At 46.5% G+C, this 15,483-nt stretch carries 14 protein-coding genes; 10 read left to right on the top strand and 4 right to left on the bottom strand.

What is annotated here, in order from left to right; translation table 11 throughout:
• Positions 1-92: 92 nt before the first annotated feature.
• On the top strand, positions 93-521 hold the full coding sequence (locus FT643_RS09050; protein ID WP_156871047.1) for a hypothetical protein: 429 nt from the start codon (positions 93-95) through the stop codon (positions 519-521).
• A 121-nt stretch (positions 522-642) separates the two neighbouring features.
• Positions 643-1,074 (top strand): hypothetical protein, encoded by a 432-nt coding sequence (locus FT643_RS09045; RefSeq protein WP_198043429.1) that lies wholly within the window; start codon positions 643-645, stop codon positions 1,072-1,074.
• 33 nt (positions 1,075-1,107) lie between these two features.
• Here the strand turns inward: FT643_RS09045 and FT643_RS09040 are convergent, their stop codons facing one another.
• Together FT643_RS09040 and FT643_RS09035 are read right to left on the bottom strand one after the other, a co-directional pair.
• Positions 1,108-1,425 carry a CcdB family protein gene (locus tag FT643_RS09040; RefSeq protein WP_317621979.1) on the bottom strand — a complete coding sequence of 106 codons (318 nt, stop codon included), beginning with the start codon at positions 1,423-1,425 and terminating at the stop codon, positions 1,108-1,110.
• Positions 1,425-1,670, bottom strand: a complete 246-nt coding sequence (locus tag FT643_RS09035; protein WP_156871045.1) for a type II toxin-antitoxin system CcdA family antitoxin — start codon at positions 1,668-1,670, stop codon at positions 1,425-1,427. Before FT643_RS09035 ends, FT643_RS09040 begins: the two co-directional genes overlap by 1 nt.
• Before the next feature lie 732 nt (positions 1,671-2,402).
• Between FT643_RS09035 and FT643_RS09030 the strand changes: the two genes are divergently transcribed.
• From FT643_RS09030 to FT643_RS24020, 6 genes are all read left to right on the top strand, one after another.
• Positions 2,403-2,789: a hypothetical protein gene (locus FT643_RS09030; protein WP_156871044.1), complete on the top strand. Its 387-nt coding sequence runs from the start codon at positions 2,403-2,405 to the stop codon at positions 2,787-2,789.
• A 315-nt stretch (positions 2,790-3,104) separates the two neighbouring features.
• Complete coding sequence (locus FT643_RS09025; RefSeq protein ID WP_156871043.1) at positions 3,105-3,629, top strand: P-loop NTPase family protein; 525 nt, start codon at positions 3,105-3,107, stop codon at positions 3,627-3,629.
• Positions 3,630-4,196: 567 nt separating this feature from the next.
• The gene (locus FT643_RS09020; RefSeq protein ID WP_156871042.1) at positions 4,197-8,792 is read left to right on the top strand and encodes an Ig-like domain-containing protein; all 4,596 of its coding nucleotides are present in this window, start codon (positions 4,197-4,199) and stop codon (positions 8,790-8,792) included.
• A gap of 307 nt (positions 8,793-9,099) precedes the next feature.
• Entirely contained in the window at positions 9,100-12,327 is a 3,228-nt protein-coding gene (locus FT643_RS09015; RefSeq protein WP_198043428.1) for an Ig-like domain-containing protein, read from the top strand.
• A 387-nt stretch (positions 12,328-12,714) separates the two neighbouring features.
• Positions 12,715-12,918 (top strand): addiction module protein, encoded by a 204-nt coding sequence (locus FT643_RS09010; RefSeq protein ID WP_156871041.1) that lies wholly within the window; start codon positions 12,715-12,717, stop codon positions 12,916-12,918.
• Positions 12,915-13,211: a type II toxin-antitoxin system RelE/ParE family toxin gene (locus FT643_RS24020; RefSeq protein ID WP_156871040.1), complete on the top strand. Its 297-nt coding sequence runs from the start codon at positions 12,915-12,917 to the stop codon at positions 13,209-13,211. The genes FT643_RS09010 and FT643_RS24020 overlap by 4 nt, the downstream gene beginning before the upstream one ends.
• Before the next feature lie 171 nt (positions 13,212-13,382).
• On the opposite strand, the gene FT643_RS09000 is transcribed toward FT643_RS24020, so the two are convergent.
• Together FT643_RS09000 and FT643_RS08995 are read right to left on the bottom strand one after the other, a co-directional pair.
• The gene (locus tag FT643_RS09000; protein WP_198043427.1) at positions 13,383-13,778 is read right to left on the bottom strand and encodes a type II toxin-antitoxin system VapC family toxin; all 396 of its coding nucleotides are present in this window, start codon (positions 13,776-13,778) and stop codon (positions 13,383-13,385) included.
• Positions 13,775-14,113 (bottom strand): type II toxin-antitoxin system Phd/YefM family antitoxin, encoded by a 339-nt coding sequence (locus FT643_RS08995; protein ID WP_198043426.1) that lies wholly within the window; start codon positions 14,111-14,113, stop codon positions 13,775-13,777. The genes FT643_RS09000 and FT643_RS08995 overlap by 4 nt, the downstream gene beginning before the upstream one ends.
• A 62-nt stretch (positions 14,114-14,175) precedes the next feature.
• Between FT643_RS08995 and FT643_RS08990 the strand changes: the two genes are divergently transcribed.
• Together FT643_RS08990 and FT643_RS08985 are read left to right on the top strand one after the other, a co-directional pair.
• Positions 14,176-14,637, top strand: a complete 462-nt coding sequence (locus FT643_RS08990) for a GNAT family N-acetyltransferase (protein WP_156871038.1) — start codon at positions 14,176-14,178, stop codon at positions 14,635-14,637.
• A gap of 424 nt (positions 14,638-15,061) precedes the next feature.
• Positions 15,062-15,271 carry a hypothetical protein gene (locus FT643_RS08985; protein ID WP_156871037.1) on the top strand — a complete coding sequence of 70 codons (210 nt, stop codon included), beginning with the start codon at positions 15,062-15,064 and terminating at the stop codon, positions 15,269-15,271.
• Positions 15,272-15,483: the final 212 nt, after the last annotated feature.

Below are 15,483 nucleotides of genomic sequence, written 5' to 3'. Positions count from 1 at the left end.
CAAGTGGCTGCTAGGGACTGCATTGCGCTTCGCTTCATACAGCCCCAGAGCCAGGCGTTATAGCATCTAAGTGCCAATATTTAGGAATCAAAATGGAAATAAATAGCGTTGAGCTTAGAGAGAAGAGTGTTCTAATTGCGTGTCAACGATATCTCGATAATGAAAATTCCCATAAGAAAAAATATAGATATATTGCTATATTTTTCGTATTTATTGCTTTGTTAATTGGAGTATATATCTATATCGATCCTGAAATATCCTGGAAGAGCTATAAATTTGATTTGTTCTTGAGTGCTCTAGCTGGTGCGTTATTCGCTGGCGGAGTAATAGCCTTGATTCAGATCTCCCATTCCTCGTATTATCTCCGGTACTTTGACGCTCAAGCCATGTCTGATCGCATTGAAGAATTGGGTGGTGCTGATACGGCTCAATCGAGTTCAAGCCAATTTCTAAAAAATCTAATTCTCTGGATAATTATTGCGATAGTTTTATTGTCAATATTTAATCAATCAAAGCTATAACAAGTTGCAGCACGCAGACCCAGTTACGCCGCACAAATATGCGGTCGCTGCGCTTTTACCAGATATTTGTACGTCGCAACTGGGCTGGTGTGCAAGGCGTTATGAAATATGAGGTAAATTGGTGCTCCGCGAGAAACTAGTAAAAGTCACCCTTGAATGGCAAGAAAGATACGGTGTTGCGCCTCAAATCACAGCATCGCTTTCGGAATATGATGCTGCAATGATGGTGGGCATGACAGAAGATGAATATTCTGAATTCATGCAAGATAAAACCGCAGTATCAAAAGGCAGTGATTTTGTGTTTAAAACCATCCGCTATCAAGTAAAGGGGAATAGACCGAGCGGTAAGCCTGGAAGTGTAGTTACAATGGTGCCAAAGGCTACAAACTACGACTGGGATAGATTGATTTGGCTGTTGTACGATAAGCATTATGAAATCCAAGAGGCTTGGGAATGGAATGTGAAAAGCTACAAAGAAGAATTTGATACAATTAAAAGACTATCGCCTTCCCATTATCGAAAGGGAAAGTGTTTGTACGCTAAAAATTCATAACAAGCGCAAGCAGTCGGTCGCTGTTGCCCGGCATTATATGCCCGAAACAATGAAATCCAGCGCTGCAATTATTTCTGAGCGATAAGTTGAAAGGTCATACGCTTCTTTCCCAAGAGTAGATCTATCAACGCCAGCGATTTGTTGAGTCATAGCGACAAAAACCTTTCCCTCGATATCTATCTTTGGGCAAAGTTTCGAGATAGCTGCATTGCCAGATAAAGATTCTGGACTTAATGGGATAACGATAGTGGTGCGAATGTCGTCCAGTAGATTGGATTGAATATCCAGAAGGTATGGAAACAGCTTCTTTGTTCTGCTATTGGGATTTTTATAGGCAACGAACTGCGCCACTAAAAAGCCCTCAAGTCATCACTGAAAGTACCGTTTTCTTCAATCAGTTGATTGTATGCCGCAATAGCGTTCTGGTTTTCTTGTTTCCATAGCTCCCTTTGCTTTGCGCTAACTAACTCTATTAGAGCTTCTTCAAGGGTGGCTGAAAGGTTAATTTTCAAAGCCTTGGCTTTTGTCAGTAAGTCACTGTTTATGCTGACATTTGTTGGCTTTTTAGGGGCTTGGGTGTCAAATGCTTGCTGCATGGCTATTTGTCCAGTACGGTAATGCAGATAGTGTATGCGCATTTCTATTGTGCATCAAGCATATAACGCCCCTGTGCAGTGGACCAAGCTACGTTCCGCGTTTTTTATGGTTTGTCGCTGCGCTCCTCTTACCATAAAAAACGTTCCACTCCACTTGTCCACTGACAGGGGCGTTATGTTTTTAGGCAAGGATTGTTCTAACGTGAAAGTGTATTTCTTAGATTCCTTTTTGAGTTCGTTTTGGGAAGGTAGTGAGTATGAGAAAAAGGAATAGATCAGCGACAAGCCTAGTCAAGAAGAAATCGAGCAGGTGAGCAGGGTAAGGCAGGGGCAAAAAAATATCTATTGCGTCTATTGAAATAGGTGCTGAAGGGAAGACTGAATCAAGTAACAAATCAGAATCACGTATTAAGTTTTCAATCGCTATGGTGTTTCCTGGCATCGAAAATAAAAGTCAACTAGTGCATTTACAGGAAGCCAACTACGCGCACCACAATTGGCTCCACACCGCTGGCTCCCATGATGCCGACGTTATGATTTTTGCAGCTAGCGATTTAAATAGGAGAATATAATGGCGGGATTGCCAGCAATGCCTCCAGGGGCGTGTGTTGAAATGAATATATGGGCAGCTAAAACTCAAGTTGGTTTTGTTTTAGGGCCAATCGATTATGTCTGGTTTTACGAAATGGTTCGAAATGGTGGACCCTGGGATTATAAACAGCGGGATCGAATATGCGAAAACGATGGGTAAATAGTATTGCGTTAGCATTAACAATATTTTTGTCAGGCTGTACTCCTGACAATTATGAAGCAAGTGTGATCAAAACGATTTCTAGTCATGATAGGAATTTAGACATATCTATTGTTAAGTATGGCTACGATGCCACAGTGCCGTTTGTGTATAGAATATATGTTTTGAATGCCGGAAAAAGTCCACTAGAAATTGAGCCTGATTCTGATTATTTAAGAACAGATAGTATCGACAGTATGGAGTTAAGCTGGTCTACCCCATCCTCAGTTTCCATTAAGTGCGCTGAAGGAAAAGTTTATAAATTTAACAATTTCGGGTATTTGGACCAAACTGAGATACGGGTTAATCTTGATACGAATTGTCAGTAGCTTCGGTTTTTTTCTTATTATCAACGTTTTAAGTGCAACAATCACATAACCAAGCCAAGAAATGGAACCACTTAAGTTCTGCCCGTTATATGCTTGAGCACCCACGTCTAAATCAATCATTAACTTGACTTTTAATTAGCTGCCACTCAGGATTCGGAAATGAAATTAAATCTTACGCAAAAGACAGCGCGAATTATCATCATCATTCCATAGGGATGGTGGGATTGTTAATGCGTCACTGAATTATCAAACCCGCCCATGAGGCGGGTTTTCTATTTCTGCCTCTGGGTAATAGTCCTAGATGGAGGAACTAAAATGAAGAAAGTGGCGGTTATAGGGAAGCCCGCTAATGGGAAGTCCACTTTAAGTAGAAAACTTGCGTCAGCTACAGGAATCAAGTTGTATGCCCTGGATTCAATTTTGTACAAACAGAATGGCCAGGAGGTGGATAGGAGGAGTTATGAAGATGCCCACGAAAAGCTTATATCACTCGACGAATGGATCATAGAAGGCTTTGGACCATTAAGCTCAATGAATTCTTTCAACAGGCGCCTTGAAGCTGCGGACACAATTATCTATATAGAGTTGCCTTACTTTATTACCTATTGTTTAGTGACGAAGCGACTAATTAAAGGGTTATTCAAAAAGCCAGAAGGTTGGCCTGATGGAAGCTCCGTGTTAAAGGGAACACTAGAGAGCTACAAAGTATTGAAGCTTTGCCCAAGATTTTGGAATGATGGATTCTTGAAAAGATTGGAAGAATTGTCAAAAAACAAAACTCTACATGTCATTCGGTCAACTTCTGAGTTAAATAGCTTTGTTGATAAAAATGTGCAATAAATCGCATTATACCAGCAGCTGTAGCGGATCAAGTTACGCTGCACTTCAATTGCCCGCTGAGCTGGGCGTATGAGAGAAACAAATGGATAGTTGTTTATTATACGTAGGTGTTGCTGGGGCGGCTATTCTGCAAAACGTGTAGGGTTTCCTTATCTCGCGCCCCATCATCCGCACTAACTATATTGAACGCCTCCCCTGCCCCACCGGTCACATCCAAATGCGCTCGACCACTAGCTACTTGTTCTAAAAAGAATTTTAGTCTGTCTCTAAATTTGGCTTACGCTAACGGCAACCATTTTTATTACCAAATGTACGGGGTTTTCGTACCAGCCTAGCAAACGAGTTATAACAAGGGCAAAGATTGGAATTGCCAGCGTTAGCGTGTCGACTAATTGAGAAATCTTTTGATGTACATAAATTCGACTATAGTTTAGGTGCGAGTTAACCACAGCCAGATCATCTGTGCGTAAGGTAAATCCCTTCTTGCAATTGATAAATAACGGACCGGCTTACCGGTCCGTTACTTTCTGTGTGAATGGGAATAACAAATAATCATTGGGGATTGCTATGAAGCGATTTTTATTTTTACTTTTATTTATTCCGTTAGTTGCTTCAGCCGCAACCCAGAATGGTGCAATTGATTCTCCGGGAGATGTTGCGATCCTCGCCTACAATGGTTATGACGTCAGTCCTTCTGTCGTTTACAACGACGGACTTACTTTTATATTCCTCGATGACTGCCCGAATGGAACCACACTTACCTTCACTGATGAAGAGTGGGATGGTGTTGCATTTTCCACACCAACCGGTGAAGGTAATTTAACCTGGGAAAATAATACTGGCAGTGCTATCGCCAGAGGCACCGTTATCAAAATTAACAATGCGTCTGACGATCCCAGTACTAGTGGTATCGGTGTTAATGTCGGCACAGTTTCTGAAAGCGATACCGGCTTTAATATGATAAGTGGCGATCAGGTTTATATTTATACCGGAACACGGGCGGTTCCTGGTGTCTTTCTGGCTTTTTACGGTGACGAATCAAGTCTTGGTAATGGTGATGTGGCCACTATCGCGGGTACATCTCTTGTTAGCGGACAGACCGCTCAGCTCAATATCTCAGAGGGTTATTACACTGGCCCTGCATCTTGCAACTCGACACTGTCAGATTGCTTATCTCAAATTTATAATTCCTCGAACTGGTCTTTCACTGATAACCCAGGCTATCCAGGCACCTTACCCGATAGCTTTACCGGTTCGGTTTTTGTCACAAATATTGCACCAACGGCTGTAAGTTTTACGGCAAGCCCGATCTATCAGGGAACACCTTATGCATTTTCAACGGCGAATTTTTCGTATTCCGACAGCGACGGTGACCCTTTAGATCATATTCGTATCGCCAGCGCTCCGGCGAATGGCAGCCTTTGGATCGACAATGATGGCAGTGGCACTATTAATAATGCCGAGGCTGCATTAACGGATACCGCGCAAGTCAGTAAAACGAATCTGGATGCCGGGCGACTGAAATATATCAACAGCAATGGCAGCTCCGGCAACTTTACTTTTGAGGTGAATGACGGTATCAGTTACAGCGCCTCTGCTTACACGACAACGCTGACGGTTACCGCATATCCCGCCATTACATTTGCAGCCAGCAATACAAGCCCATTGGAATCTGCCGGTAGTGTTACGCTGACTGCAACCGCCAGTTATGCTTTTAACCAGAATATTACAGTTAATCTGGCGTATTCAGGAACTGCTACTGATGGTGATGATTATACTCCCGTTAGCAGCCTGACCATTACAACGGGCAATACCAGCGCTAATTCTGGCTTGGCTATTGCGGAGGATTTGCTTGAAGAAGCAACCGAAACCATCATCGTTGATATTTCCAGTGTGAGTAACGGCACTGAATCCGGTGTACAACAGCAAACGGTATCGATCACAGACAACGATCAGGTCTACCCGACAGTAGTTATTTCCGGCGCCAGTGGCAGTATTAATGCTTCTTTTACCGCGACCTTTACCTTCAGTGAAAACGTCAGTGGATTTTCTGTTGGCGATATTACGGCAAGTAATGCCTCTGTCAGTGCATTCAACGCAACCAGTGCATCGGTCTATACCGCGTTGATTACACCAACAACGGATGGTGCGGTGACGCTGGATATTGCCGGCGCAGCAGCCCAGGACGGAGTTGGCAATAACAGTTCCGCAGCAACCCAGCTTGCTGTTACTTACGATGCAACGGCACCGACGGTTACGATAAGTGGTGCCAGTGGCAGCATCAATGCGCCGTTTACTGCTACCTTTGCCTTTAGCGAATCGGTAAGTGGGTTTATCGTGGGCGATATCGTTGCCAGCAACGCAACGGTTGGTGCATTCAACGCGACCAACGCCTCCACCTATACCGCGCTCATTACGCCAACCAGCGATGGTGCGGTAACAGTGGATGTGGCCGGTTCAGTCGCTCAGGATGCTGCGGGAAATAACAATACGGCAGCGACACAGCTTGCAATTACTTACGATGGCAGTTTGCCAACAGTAGCGATCAGCGGCGCCAGTGGCAGTATTAATGCCCCTTTTACCGCGACCTTTACCTTCAGTGAAAACGTCAGCGGATTTACGGTTGGCGACATTACGGTAAGTAACGCGTCGGTCAGCACATTCAGTTCGACGAATGCCTCCACCTATACCGCACTCATTACACCAACCAGCGAAGCTGCAGTAACAGTGGAGGTGGCCGGCTCAGTCGCTCAGGATAGTGCGGGCAATAACAATAGTGCAGCTACGCAGTTGTCGATCATTTATGATACGACAGCTCCCGCTGTTACTGTCAGTGGCGCCAGTGGCAACATCAGTGCGCCATTTACTGCGACCTTTACCTTCAGCGAAGCGGTAAGCGGGTTTGTCGTGGGTGATATTACGCTAACCAATGCCAGTGGCAGTAATTTCCAGGCGGTTAGTGGTTCGGTATATACCATCGATATTACGCCATTGGCATTCGGCATGGTCACCCTCAGTGTGGCAGCCAATAAAGCCAACGATGCAGCCGGAAATAATAATACTTCAGGCAGCCTGTCGGTGGATTATCAGAATATCAATACCGATGGTTCTGTCACGGTTTCTGGCCTGGCTATCGAAAGTCAGACCTTGGTAGCTCAGGTCAATGATACTGATGGTATTGATAGTTCGACACTGACATATCAATGGCGACGGGGCTCTACTGTCGTCGGCAGTAGTTCGTCCTATCTCGTCGCTGCTGCCGATGTTGGCGAGCAGATTACTTTGCAGGTCACCTATACCGATGACCTTGGGCGTAATGAGGATCGAACCTCTGCGGCCACGGATACGGTGATCAGTTTGCAGCAACATTCCCTGGTGACTATTTCTGATTCTGCTGCTGGAATTGGTGCGTTCGCCTTAACTCAGAGTCAGTATCGTCAGGCTGGACTGGATTTTCAGGATAACGATACTTTTACCCGTATACTGCCGATTCTGAACAGTGCTGTTGCGCGTTCTCTGGCAGCTAATGTGGATACCCTGGCGGAATTAGAAGCATTAAGCGCTCGTATTATGGAAGCTCAGGATGACGACGGTGATGGTCTGCCGAACAGTTTGGAAGGTACAGCCATCACAGACCGTGACGGTGATGGCATTGTAGATCGTAAAGACACGGACAGCGATCAGGATGGTCTGTCAGACCGTGTTGAACTTGGTTTGGTTCTGTCTGACACCGATAGCGACGGCATTATCGATTTCTTCGATGCTGATATTGATAATGACGGCAATGTTGATGATGGCCGCACGGATGACAACCTCGATGGTGCAGACGACACTCTCATGACCGTGGAAGGTTATCGTGCCGCGAATGCACTGGTAGATGCAGACAATGATGGCCTACTGAATAGCCAGGATCTGGATTCTGATAATGATGGTATCGGCGACTTGGTGGAGAACCTTCTGACTGACACAGATGGTAATCTGATGAAGGATGATCCCGGCATTGAGATCGATGACAGCAACAGTCTGATTGACTATAACAACGATGGTATCTTTAACTTTCTGCAACTGATTAGCGAAGGTAATCAGACGGACTTCTCCCGCAGCGGTCTGCCGCCCCGGTTAGATGCCAATAATGATGGCATGCTCGACAAAACCGGAGATATCGATCGTGATGGCCTGGCAGACGTGGTCGATAACGCCGTTGGGGCGTTTGGTTCTCTAGCGGATATTGATGGCGATGGCATTCCGAATCATCTGGACGATGATGACGATGGTGATGGCATCCCGGATGCGGATGAAAATCCACAGCTGGTGTTTTTCACCGGTTTGGATGCGGACGCCGACGGCATTGATGATGGCGTTGATTACGACGTAAATGGTCTGCTCAGTAACACTGACAATAACGGCAACGGTGTGCGTGATGACCGTGAGCTACCGGATAAAGACAACGATGGCATCGCCGATCACCTGGACCCGGATTCTGACAATGACAACATAAATGACGGCGAAGACCCATCGATTAATACCGGTAACGATATCACTGTGGCTGGCGGTGCATTAGGTCCATGGATGCTGTTAACGCTATTGATGTTGGGTATGGCAAGACGTTTGTCCGGTGGTGCGCGTGCATTGCTGGTGGTGGGGCTGCTCTGGGTGCCGCTGTTACAGGCGAACCCGGCATCTGCGGCAGATGAGCTTTCCGCAGACAAAATGCACTGGCTGCTGGCGTGGGGTGTTGGTTACAGCAAGCTTAATCCGGAAGTGCATGGTAACAATAAAGTCACAGACGACGGTGGATTAGCGGTAAATATTGCCCTGGGAATGCAATTGAACAAAGCGTGGCAGGTACGTTATGAATACGGCATTCCGGGTGACGCCGAAGTGAACGGTGCACCGATTGAATACACAACTCACAGCCTGCTGGCACAATATAGCAGGCCGCTGTATGGCCAGTGGCGCTGGTTATTGGGCGCGGGTTACTCGCATATTGAAGCCGATGTGGCATCAGGTTTTAATTCTCGGCTGGAAAGTAAAGGCCAGCTGAGCCTGCAGGCCGGGGCAAACTATCTCCTAACCAATAATGTTCGTATTGGTGTGCAGGCAACCCGTTATTCAGATGATATAGGGACTATGATGCTGGGCTTCAGTTACTTAATTCCTTAATAAACGAACAGGCACGTGATCTCAAAGTCTTTCATCTACGCTTGGACTGCGTTTTATCCCGCGAGGGCGCTCTCTATTCCGATGATATACACGAGCGCCCCCTCTTTTTTCACGCTACGTCTCCTTACTTACTGCTCAGTTTTTTTGGTTGCGATTCTGTAAACACTCGTTGATGTGACAATTGGTTAAAGATTAGTATCTTTTTTTTCGATTACTAAACCGTCGGATTACCACATGCCTGAAGCCTCTGGAGCCAACTGGAGGTTAGCGGCCTGATAGAAATATAAAAATAATAAGGACAAGGCGCATGAAACAGGGCATTCTATTTTTGTTGTTGATGTCGGTATTAACCCGCACCACTTTCGCGAATGAGATCGAAGCGCCAGGTACTGATGGCCCCGGCGCATTGGCTGGCGATTTCTGGCAAGGCATGCTGGAGCTCGTGCTGAGCAGCCCCGTTATCAGCGCGTCCATCGATACGGTTGCCAATAAAAAGCCATTCTATATTCCGCAAGCCAAAAGCCATGGTCTATCCACCTTCAGAAACCGCCCCATCAGCTTTTCAATGCAGGCGAAGCATAGGTTGTCGTGGTGGGAGTGGAAAAGTCGTGACCGACTTTCGTTTGAGATCATCAGTGCCCCCAAGCATGGCCGATTGGAAGGCGACGCACCCAATCTGGTTTATATCCCCGAAGACGACTACACCGGCTTTGATGAAATCGTTTTTGAAGTATCGGACGGTTGGCACGGTGAGACTACCGGCACTATCGATATCAAAGTGCAAGGATCTTACACACTATTTGAAAGTGGCCAGGTTCGTCCTCTCGCCTTGAATTCAGACGCGTCCCGGTTATATGCACTGAACACCCCGGACGGCAGATTGGAAATTTTCGACGTCACCGGCGACATACCGGTGGCAATGCACAGCATTCCTGTGGGCCTGGAACCCATTGCCATCGCATTGCGCAATGATCAGGAAGCCTGGGTCGTGAACACGTTATCAGACAGCGTGAGCGTTGTGGACATCGCCGCAGCGGTGCCCCATGTGAAGCGTACCCTGCAACTGGGTGACGAACCTCAGGACATCGTGTTTGCCGGCCCTGGAGGCGATAGAGCCTTTATAGCCACAGCCCATCGCGGACAGAATTCACCTTCAGAACACCAACCTACCACACCCGGAATTGACCGCGCAGATGTCTGGGTGTTTGATGCTGACGCAACCCACAATGAACCTTTAAATATTGTCACGCTGTTTGGTATGCCGCCTCGTGGTTTGGCGGTAAGTCCCGATGGACGAACGGTCTATGCCGGCATCTACAAATCGGGCAATCAGTCCACCATTGCAATACATAACTATAAGACCAAGGGCGTCTACAGTACCGAAGACGGAAAGCCCGGCCCGAAGACAGACGCAACCGGAGTCAAGGCACCCAACACCGGTGTAATCGTGCGCTACGATGGCGAAGCATGGAGGGATTATTATGGGACCGACTGGAATCCTTACGTCCTGTTTAACCTGCCTGACTATGACGTGTTCGAGATTGACGCCATGGCGAACAGGCCTGCTGTTAGCAAGACTCACGCTCACGTCGGTAATGCCTTGTTTAATTTAGCGGTAAACCCCAGCACCGGCGCACTCTATGTCAGTAACCTGGAGGCGCGCAACGAACTGCGTTTCGAGGGACACGGCGAGCGCAGCGACGAACAGACTTTGCGTGGCCGCTTCATTGAAAACCGGATTACTGTGATCAAAGACGATGTGGTTATGCCGCGCAACCTGAATCCACACTTAAGTGACAGCAACCCCGATGGCAGCCCTTCAGAAAATGCCCGAAGTCTGGCACTGCCGCTGCAGATGCAGGTGAACAACGCCGGCGACACCCTGTATCTGAACGCGTTTGGTTCCTCTAAAGTGGCGGTATTCGATATTGAGCAACTGGAATCCGATAGCTTTAGCCCGAGTGAAGAAAGTCATATCGAAGTCACCGGCGGCGGACCCAGTGGCCTGGTTTTGGATGAGTCTCGCCAGCGTCTGTTTGTGTTAACTCGCTTCGATAATGGGATATCGGTCATCGACACCCAGACCAAAACAGAAGCCGCTCATATCACCATGTACAACCCGGAACCCGAATTCATCGTTAAGGGCCGCCCCTTTTTATACGATGCCCGGTACAGTTCCGGCCGCGGCGATTCCTCCTGTGCCAGCTGCCACTTGTTTGGTGATACTGATGGCATCGCCTGGGATTTGGGTGACCCCGATCTTAGCTGGTCTTACAACACCCGTGGCTACGTAAACTTCTTCATGCGCATGAATGCATTACGGGTGCATCATCCGTTAAAAGGCCCCATGCTGACCCAGTCTCTGCGCGGTATGGAATTTCAAGGCCCGCAGCATTGGCGCGGAGATCGTACCGGCGGCAGACGCTTCAACGGAGAATCAATGGAGCGGGCCGCCTTCAAAGAGTTTCGGGTCGCGTTCCCTGGCCTGCTGGGACGAGACGCTATGCCCACTGAAGACGAACTGGATTCGTTTGCGGATTTTGTTTTGCAGTTGCGCTATCCACCGAGCCCGATTCGCAATCTGGATGATTCGTTAACCGAGCTGCAAGAAGAAGGCAGAGACACCTACTTTAATGTCAAGACCACGGGTTTCATCGCACCGTCCGGTGGCAACGTGGCAATGATTCCCTGCAACGATTGCCACGAACTCGATCCGGACATTGAGCGCTTTGGTAGCAGTACACTGATGAGTTTCGAAGGCACCGAGACCACCCAGGACATGAAAGTGGCGCACTTACGTAATGTCTACACACGCAGCGGAATGTTCGGTTTGAAATTCCGGCACAAAACCTCCACCGATCGCTTTATGGGTGACCAGGTAACCGGATACGGATTGTCACACGATGGCGGCGCGGATACGCTGGAATCATTTTTGTCGCTTAACGTATTTCATGTACCCCCCGACCGTCTGGAAGGCGTAACCCAGTTTGTGGCAGCGATGCCCACGGGAATGGCGCCTATCGTGGGTCAACAAGAGACCCTGAATGGCACCAGCCCAGCAGCAGCGGATCAACGAATTGATCTCACGATCGAGCAGGCCCTGGCTCACTTGCAGGAAGGCGGCCCCAACAAACCCAAATGCGATTTGGTCGTGCACGGTATAATCGAGGGGCAAGCGGCAGCGTGGTTGATGATGGAGGACGGCCAATTCCACGGCGACAGCGTGGTTTCCGGCACGTTAACCGATGCGGCGTTACGCGAACTGGGACGCAGCCAAAGCAACAGTCTGAACTACCAATGTGCACCACCGGGAACGGGTGTTCGTATCGCATTGGATCGGGATGAGGACGGCATCAAGAATGGGGACGATCCGTTGTTGATGGGCAAAGCCAACACTTCTTTGCAAAATGCCGACCCTGATGCCGAACCCGAAATCGATGAAGTAGTGGATGCGGTTACGGGTGGTTACCAGCGCGAGGAATCCCAGAAAAAACGCGGCATATTCCCTAGCTTTAAAGATTATTGGGCCTTCTGATACCGCCAGCGCCAGGGCATTGTTCGGCAATAGAAAAATGGCAAACCGCAGATCCACCTACGAATTCAGGGTTGCGGTTTGCCTGCTTATTTAGATCAACTGTTTAGCCGTTTTCTGCTGATAAAGGATCATGGTGGCTTATTAAATCATTGATTCTAAATTTAAAATTGGATGGCTCGATCTGGGCTGTGATGGTTTGCGGCATCGTGCTGCATTTAAATGCGGGATTGAGCTGTGTATTTAGATATTTTTCAGTGGATTGTGGGATTATGCGGCTTAATAATAATGTTATGTGCTGGCAAGGTTCCAACCGTAACCTCGTCTATACAAGCCCCTAATATATGATAGAATTTCTTTAATCATGCTGTACATTTGGTGCATTTTATTATGAATATTCAAGAACTTAGCATTTCCGAAAGAATTCTACTTGCCGAACAATTATGGGATAGTGTGGTAAATAGCGGTGTAGAGATAGAGCTTACCGAAGCACAGCAATTAGAGCTCGACAAGCGACTTCAAAGCTTCTCGGAAGATGGGAATCCAGGTTCAACTTGGACTGAAGTAAAAGACCGAATTTTATCTTCGAAATGAGCTATTCGCTATCGATCAGAAGTGAAGCGGAAGCCGATATCGCTAAACAATTCTCATACTACGAAGAGGTCAGGCTGGGGCTTGGTCATGATTTTATTCTTTGTCTTGAAGAGGGGTTCTCGAAAATACAAAGAAACCCACATAACTACCGCGTAATCTATAGAGATCTCAGGTGTGCTGCTATTCGGCGGTTTCCTTTTAGGATATTTTATTTGGTTCAAGAAAAATCTATTGTTGTCATCGCAGTTTTACACGCCCAGAAAAATCCACAAACGTGGTTAAATCGCGCATAACCAAAACAAGCACAGGACCAAGTTACGCTCCGCAATTTTTGTGGTGACGCTTCGCTTGTACCACAAAAATCACTCCACTACACATGGTCCCATGTTGTTGGCGTTCAAGCTGTAGGAAGCGACTTGCTTTTAAGTTAATTGTTCTACAGCTTGGCAATGCAATATTATGCATTACCAAAGTGTATCAACGATAGTAGATTCCCTCAGGTTGGAATCTGCAGTAACTAGCTGAGCATTATGAATGACGGAGGTTGCAGCGATAATTCTATCGGCGGGATCATTATTTATTTCAGGCCCGAAGTTAGTTGATAATTCCGCGATTTCGGGTGATATCGAAACGACAGATATATTGCGTGATTCTAAGAAGAGATTAATGAAATTTGCCGCGGTTGTGTCGACTTCTAGGCGCGAACGTTTAATCAGCATTGCTATCTCCCAGATTGAAATGTCCGAGATTATTAGGGCGTTGTGAGCATCCGCTTTTTCAATGGCAGTTCTGGCTTTTTTAGTTAGTTTTGACTGATCAAGTGCATCCCAGATGATTGCACAGGTATCTAGCAGAATCACAACATAGAATCCCATTGATCATCTAACGGACTGGTTACATCTTGAATTTTGGCAGTAGCAGACAGTTCACTAAGCTGTTTTCTCGCCATAGCTTTTCTATCTGATGGAGGGGCTATGGTCGCAAGAACCCTACCGTTTGTAGTGACAGTGATTTGCTCGCCATGACTCGCTTTTTCTAGATATTTCAATAGGTTGGCTCTAAGCTCGCTTATATTGACAGTCAGCATCGCTTGTTTTCCAGGTTTTGTACAAATATTTTGTACAACGATACACGCAGATGCATAACAAGCGCAAGCACTGGACGCAGTTTTGTTGGTGCGCTTCGCTTGTACCACCAAAACTGCTCCACTACACTGCGCCAGTGTTGCGAGCGTCAACGGATTCTTTAGTGACGAGCATGAACGAACTTCAGTACATAAAATTTGATTCCGTTGACGAGAACGAATTTATCTCTATTCTAAATCGACAAAGAATAAGGGAGCATTTGATTGAGCATGATTTTTTCGATGGGAATTCAATTAGGGATTGGATCGAATTGAAAATGTCAGTTGACTCGACGCCTGGCTGCAAGATTCGGGCGATAAAGTTCGAAGGAAAACTCATAGGTTGGTGCGGCATACAACTAGAGTTAGAGAAGTACGAGATCGCTATCGTCTTGGATCATGCCGCCTGGGGTAAAGGGAAACGCGTATTTGCTGATCTAATGGCATGGGCTAAAGAGCTTGGGCACAAAGATATATTTATAAATTTGCTGCATACTCGTCGAGAAAATAGGTACTTGGCTAGAATGGCCATAAACATTTCTCACTCCGAGATTCATGGTAGTAAGTTTACGACTTATCAGATAAATCTGAACTAATTATTTTGAGTCAGCCATACTCAAATCGATAGTTTTATAGGGTAGTTTGCTCGCTATGCTTAAAGAGCATAATGTGCGCTTACAATCACAAGTATTAGACCAACATTTCGTTTCGCCAAGCCCGTGATTCGCTGCGCGAACTTATCACGGTTTGGCTCCACTACATTTAGTCTATGTTGTAGGCGTATGGGCTGGCACCGTACAAGACAACCAACAAAGCTGCCTGTGACGGACTGCGGTTACTACAAGAGAGAACAGCAGAATCAAAGCTGAAGCAGCTTCAGCGCCTCATTGAAGACGGTAATAAAAGCCTCGAACTAAAGGACTGGAATGCGGATTGATTTTTGAGACGTATGAAAATGAAATATGGATTGAAGCTGTGTTACTTTCCAATCCTGAAATACGTTCAGCTATAGGTTGATATATGGAACGTTTACTAGATCGCGGAGCATTGCTCATTGTTGCACTGATATGCGCTTTCTTGTCCTGGTGCTTTTGGCATTTTCTTGGCCAAAACGCATTCGATGTTTTTGCTTTAATATTTATGTTTTCATTGTTGAGTGAAAATTATTTTTTGAAAAAAGAGTTAAAAAAATATAGAGAAAGCAAACACAAGAAAGCGCCAGAAAATTAAATACGCGCTATCTTTAAAATCCAAAGCTTGCCTCACCCTGCCACCGGACACGTCTTCATTGGCGGCAACATGGCATCGTTTTTTAATGTACTGCAGCCGGTTGCAGAGTGTATTGGTCATAAAGATTAACCGTTGGAGAGCAAAGTCGCCGATAGAATTGCTGATGGGCGTACTTATTATTACGGTTACAGGGGCAAAAAGATTTATAGTTT

Source organism: Ketobacter sp. MCCC 1A13808 (genome assembly GCF_009746715.1).
GTDB lineage: Bacteria > Pseudomonadota > Gammaproteobacteria > Pseudomonadales > Ketobacteraceae > Ketobacter.
The sequence above is the reverse complement of the archived record's forward strand: the minus strand, read 5'-3'. Positions and strand labels throughout refer to the sequence as shown.

Excerpts from the sequence above, each read along its gene's own strand:
- FT643_RS09050 (WP_156871047.1), top strand. The coding sequence starts at position 93 with ATGGAAATAAATAGCGTTGAGCTTAGAGAGAAGAGTGTTCTAATTGCG.
- FT643_RS09035 (WP_156871045.1), bottom strand. The coding sequence starts at position 1,670 with ATGCAGCAAGCATTTGACACCCAAGCCCCTAAAAAGCCAACAAATGTC.
- FT643_RS09030 (WP_156871044.1), top strand. The coding sequence starts at position 2,403 with ATGCGAAAACGATGGGTAAATAGTATTGCGTTAGCATTAACAATATTT.
- FT643_RS09025 (WP_156871043.1), top strand. The coding sequence starts at position 3,105 with ATGAAGAAAGTGGCGGTTATAGGGAAGCCCGCTAATGGGAAGTCCACT.
- FT643_RS09020 (WP_156871042.1), top strand. The coding sequence starts at position 4,197 with ATGAAGCGATTTTTATTTTTACTTTTATTTATTCCGTTAGTTGCTTCA.
- FT643_RS09015 (WP_198043428.1), top strand. The coding sequence starts at position 9,100 with ATGAAACAGGGCATTCTATTTTTGTTGTTGATGTCGGTATTAACCCGC.
- FT643_RS09010 (WP_156871041.1), top strand. The coding sequence starts at position 12,715 with ATGAATATTCAAGAACTTAGCATTTCCGAAAGAATTCTACTTGCCGAA.
- FT643_RS24020 (WP_156871040.1), top strand. The coding sequence starts at position 12,915 with ATGAGCTATTCGCTATCGATCAGAAGTGAAGCGGAAGCCGATATCGCT.
- FT643_RS08990 (WP_156871038.1), top strand. The coding sequence starts at position 14,176 with ATGAACGAACTTCAGTACATAAAATTTGATTCCGTTGACGAGAACGAA.
- FT643_RS08985 (WP_156871037.1), top strand. The coding sequence starts at position 15,062 with ATGGAACGTTTACTAGATCGCGGAGCATTGCTCATTGTTGCACTGATA.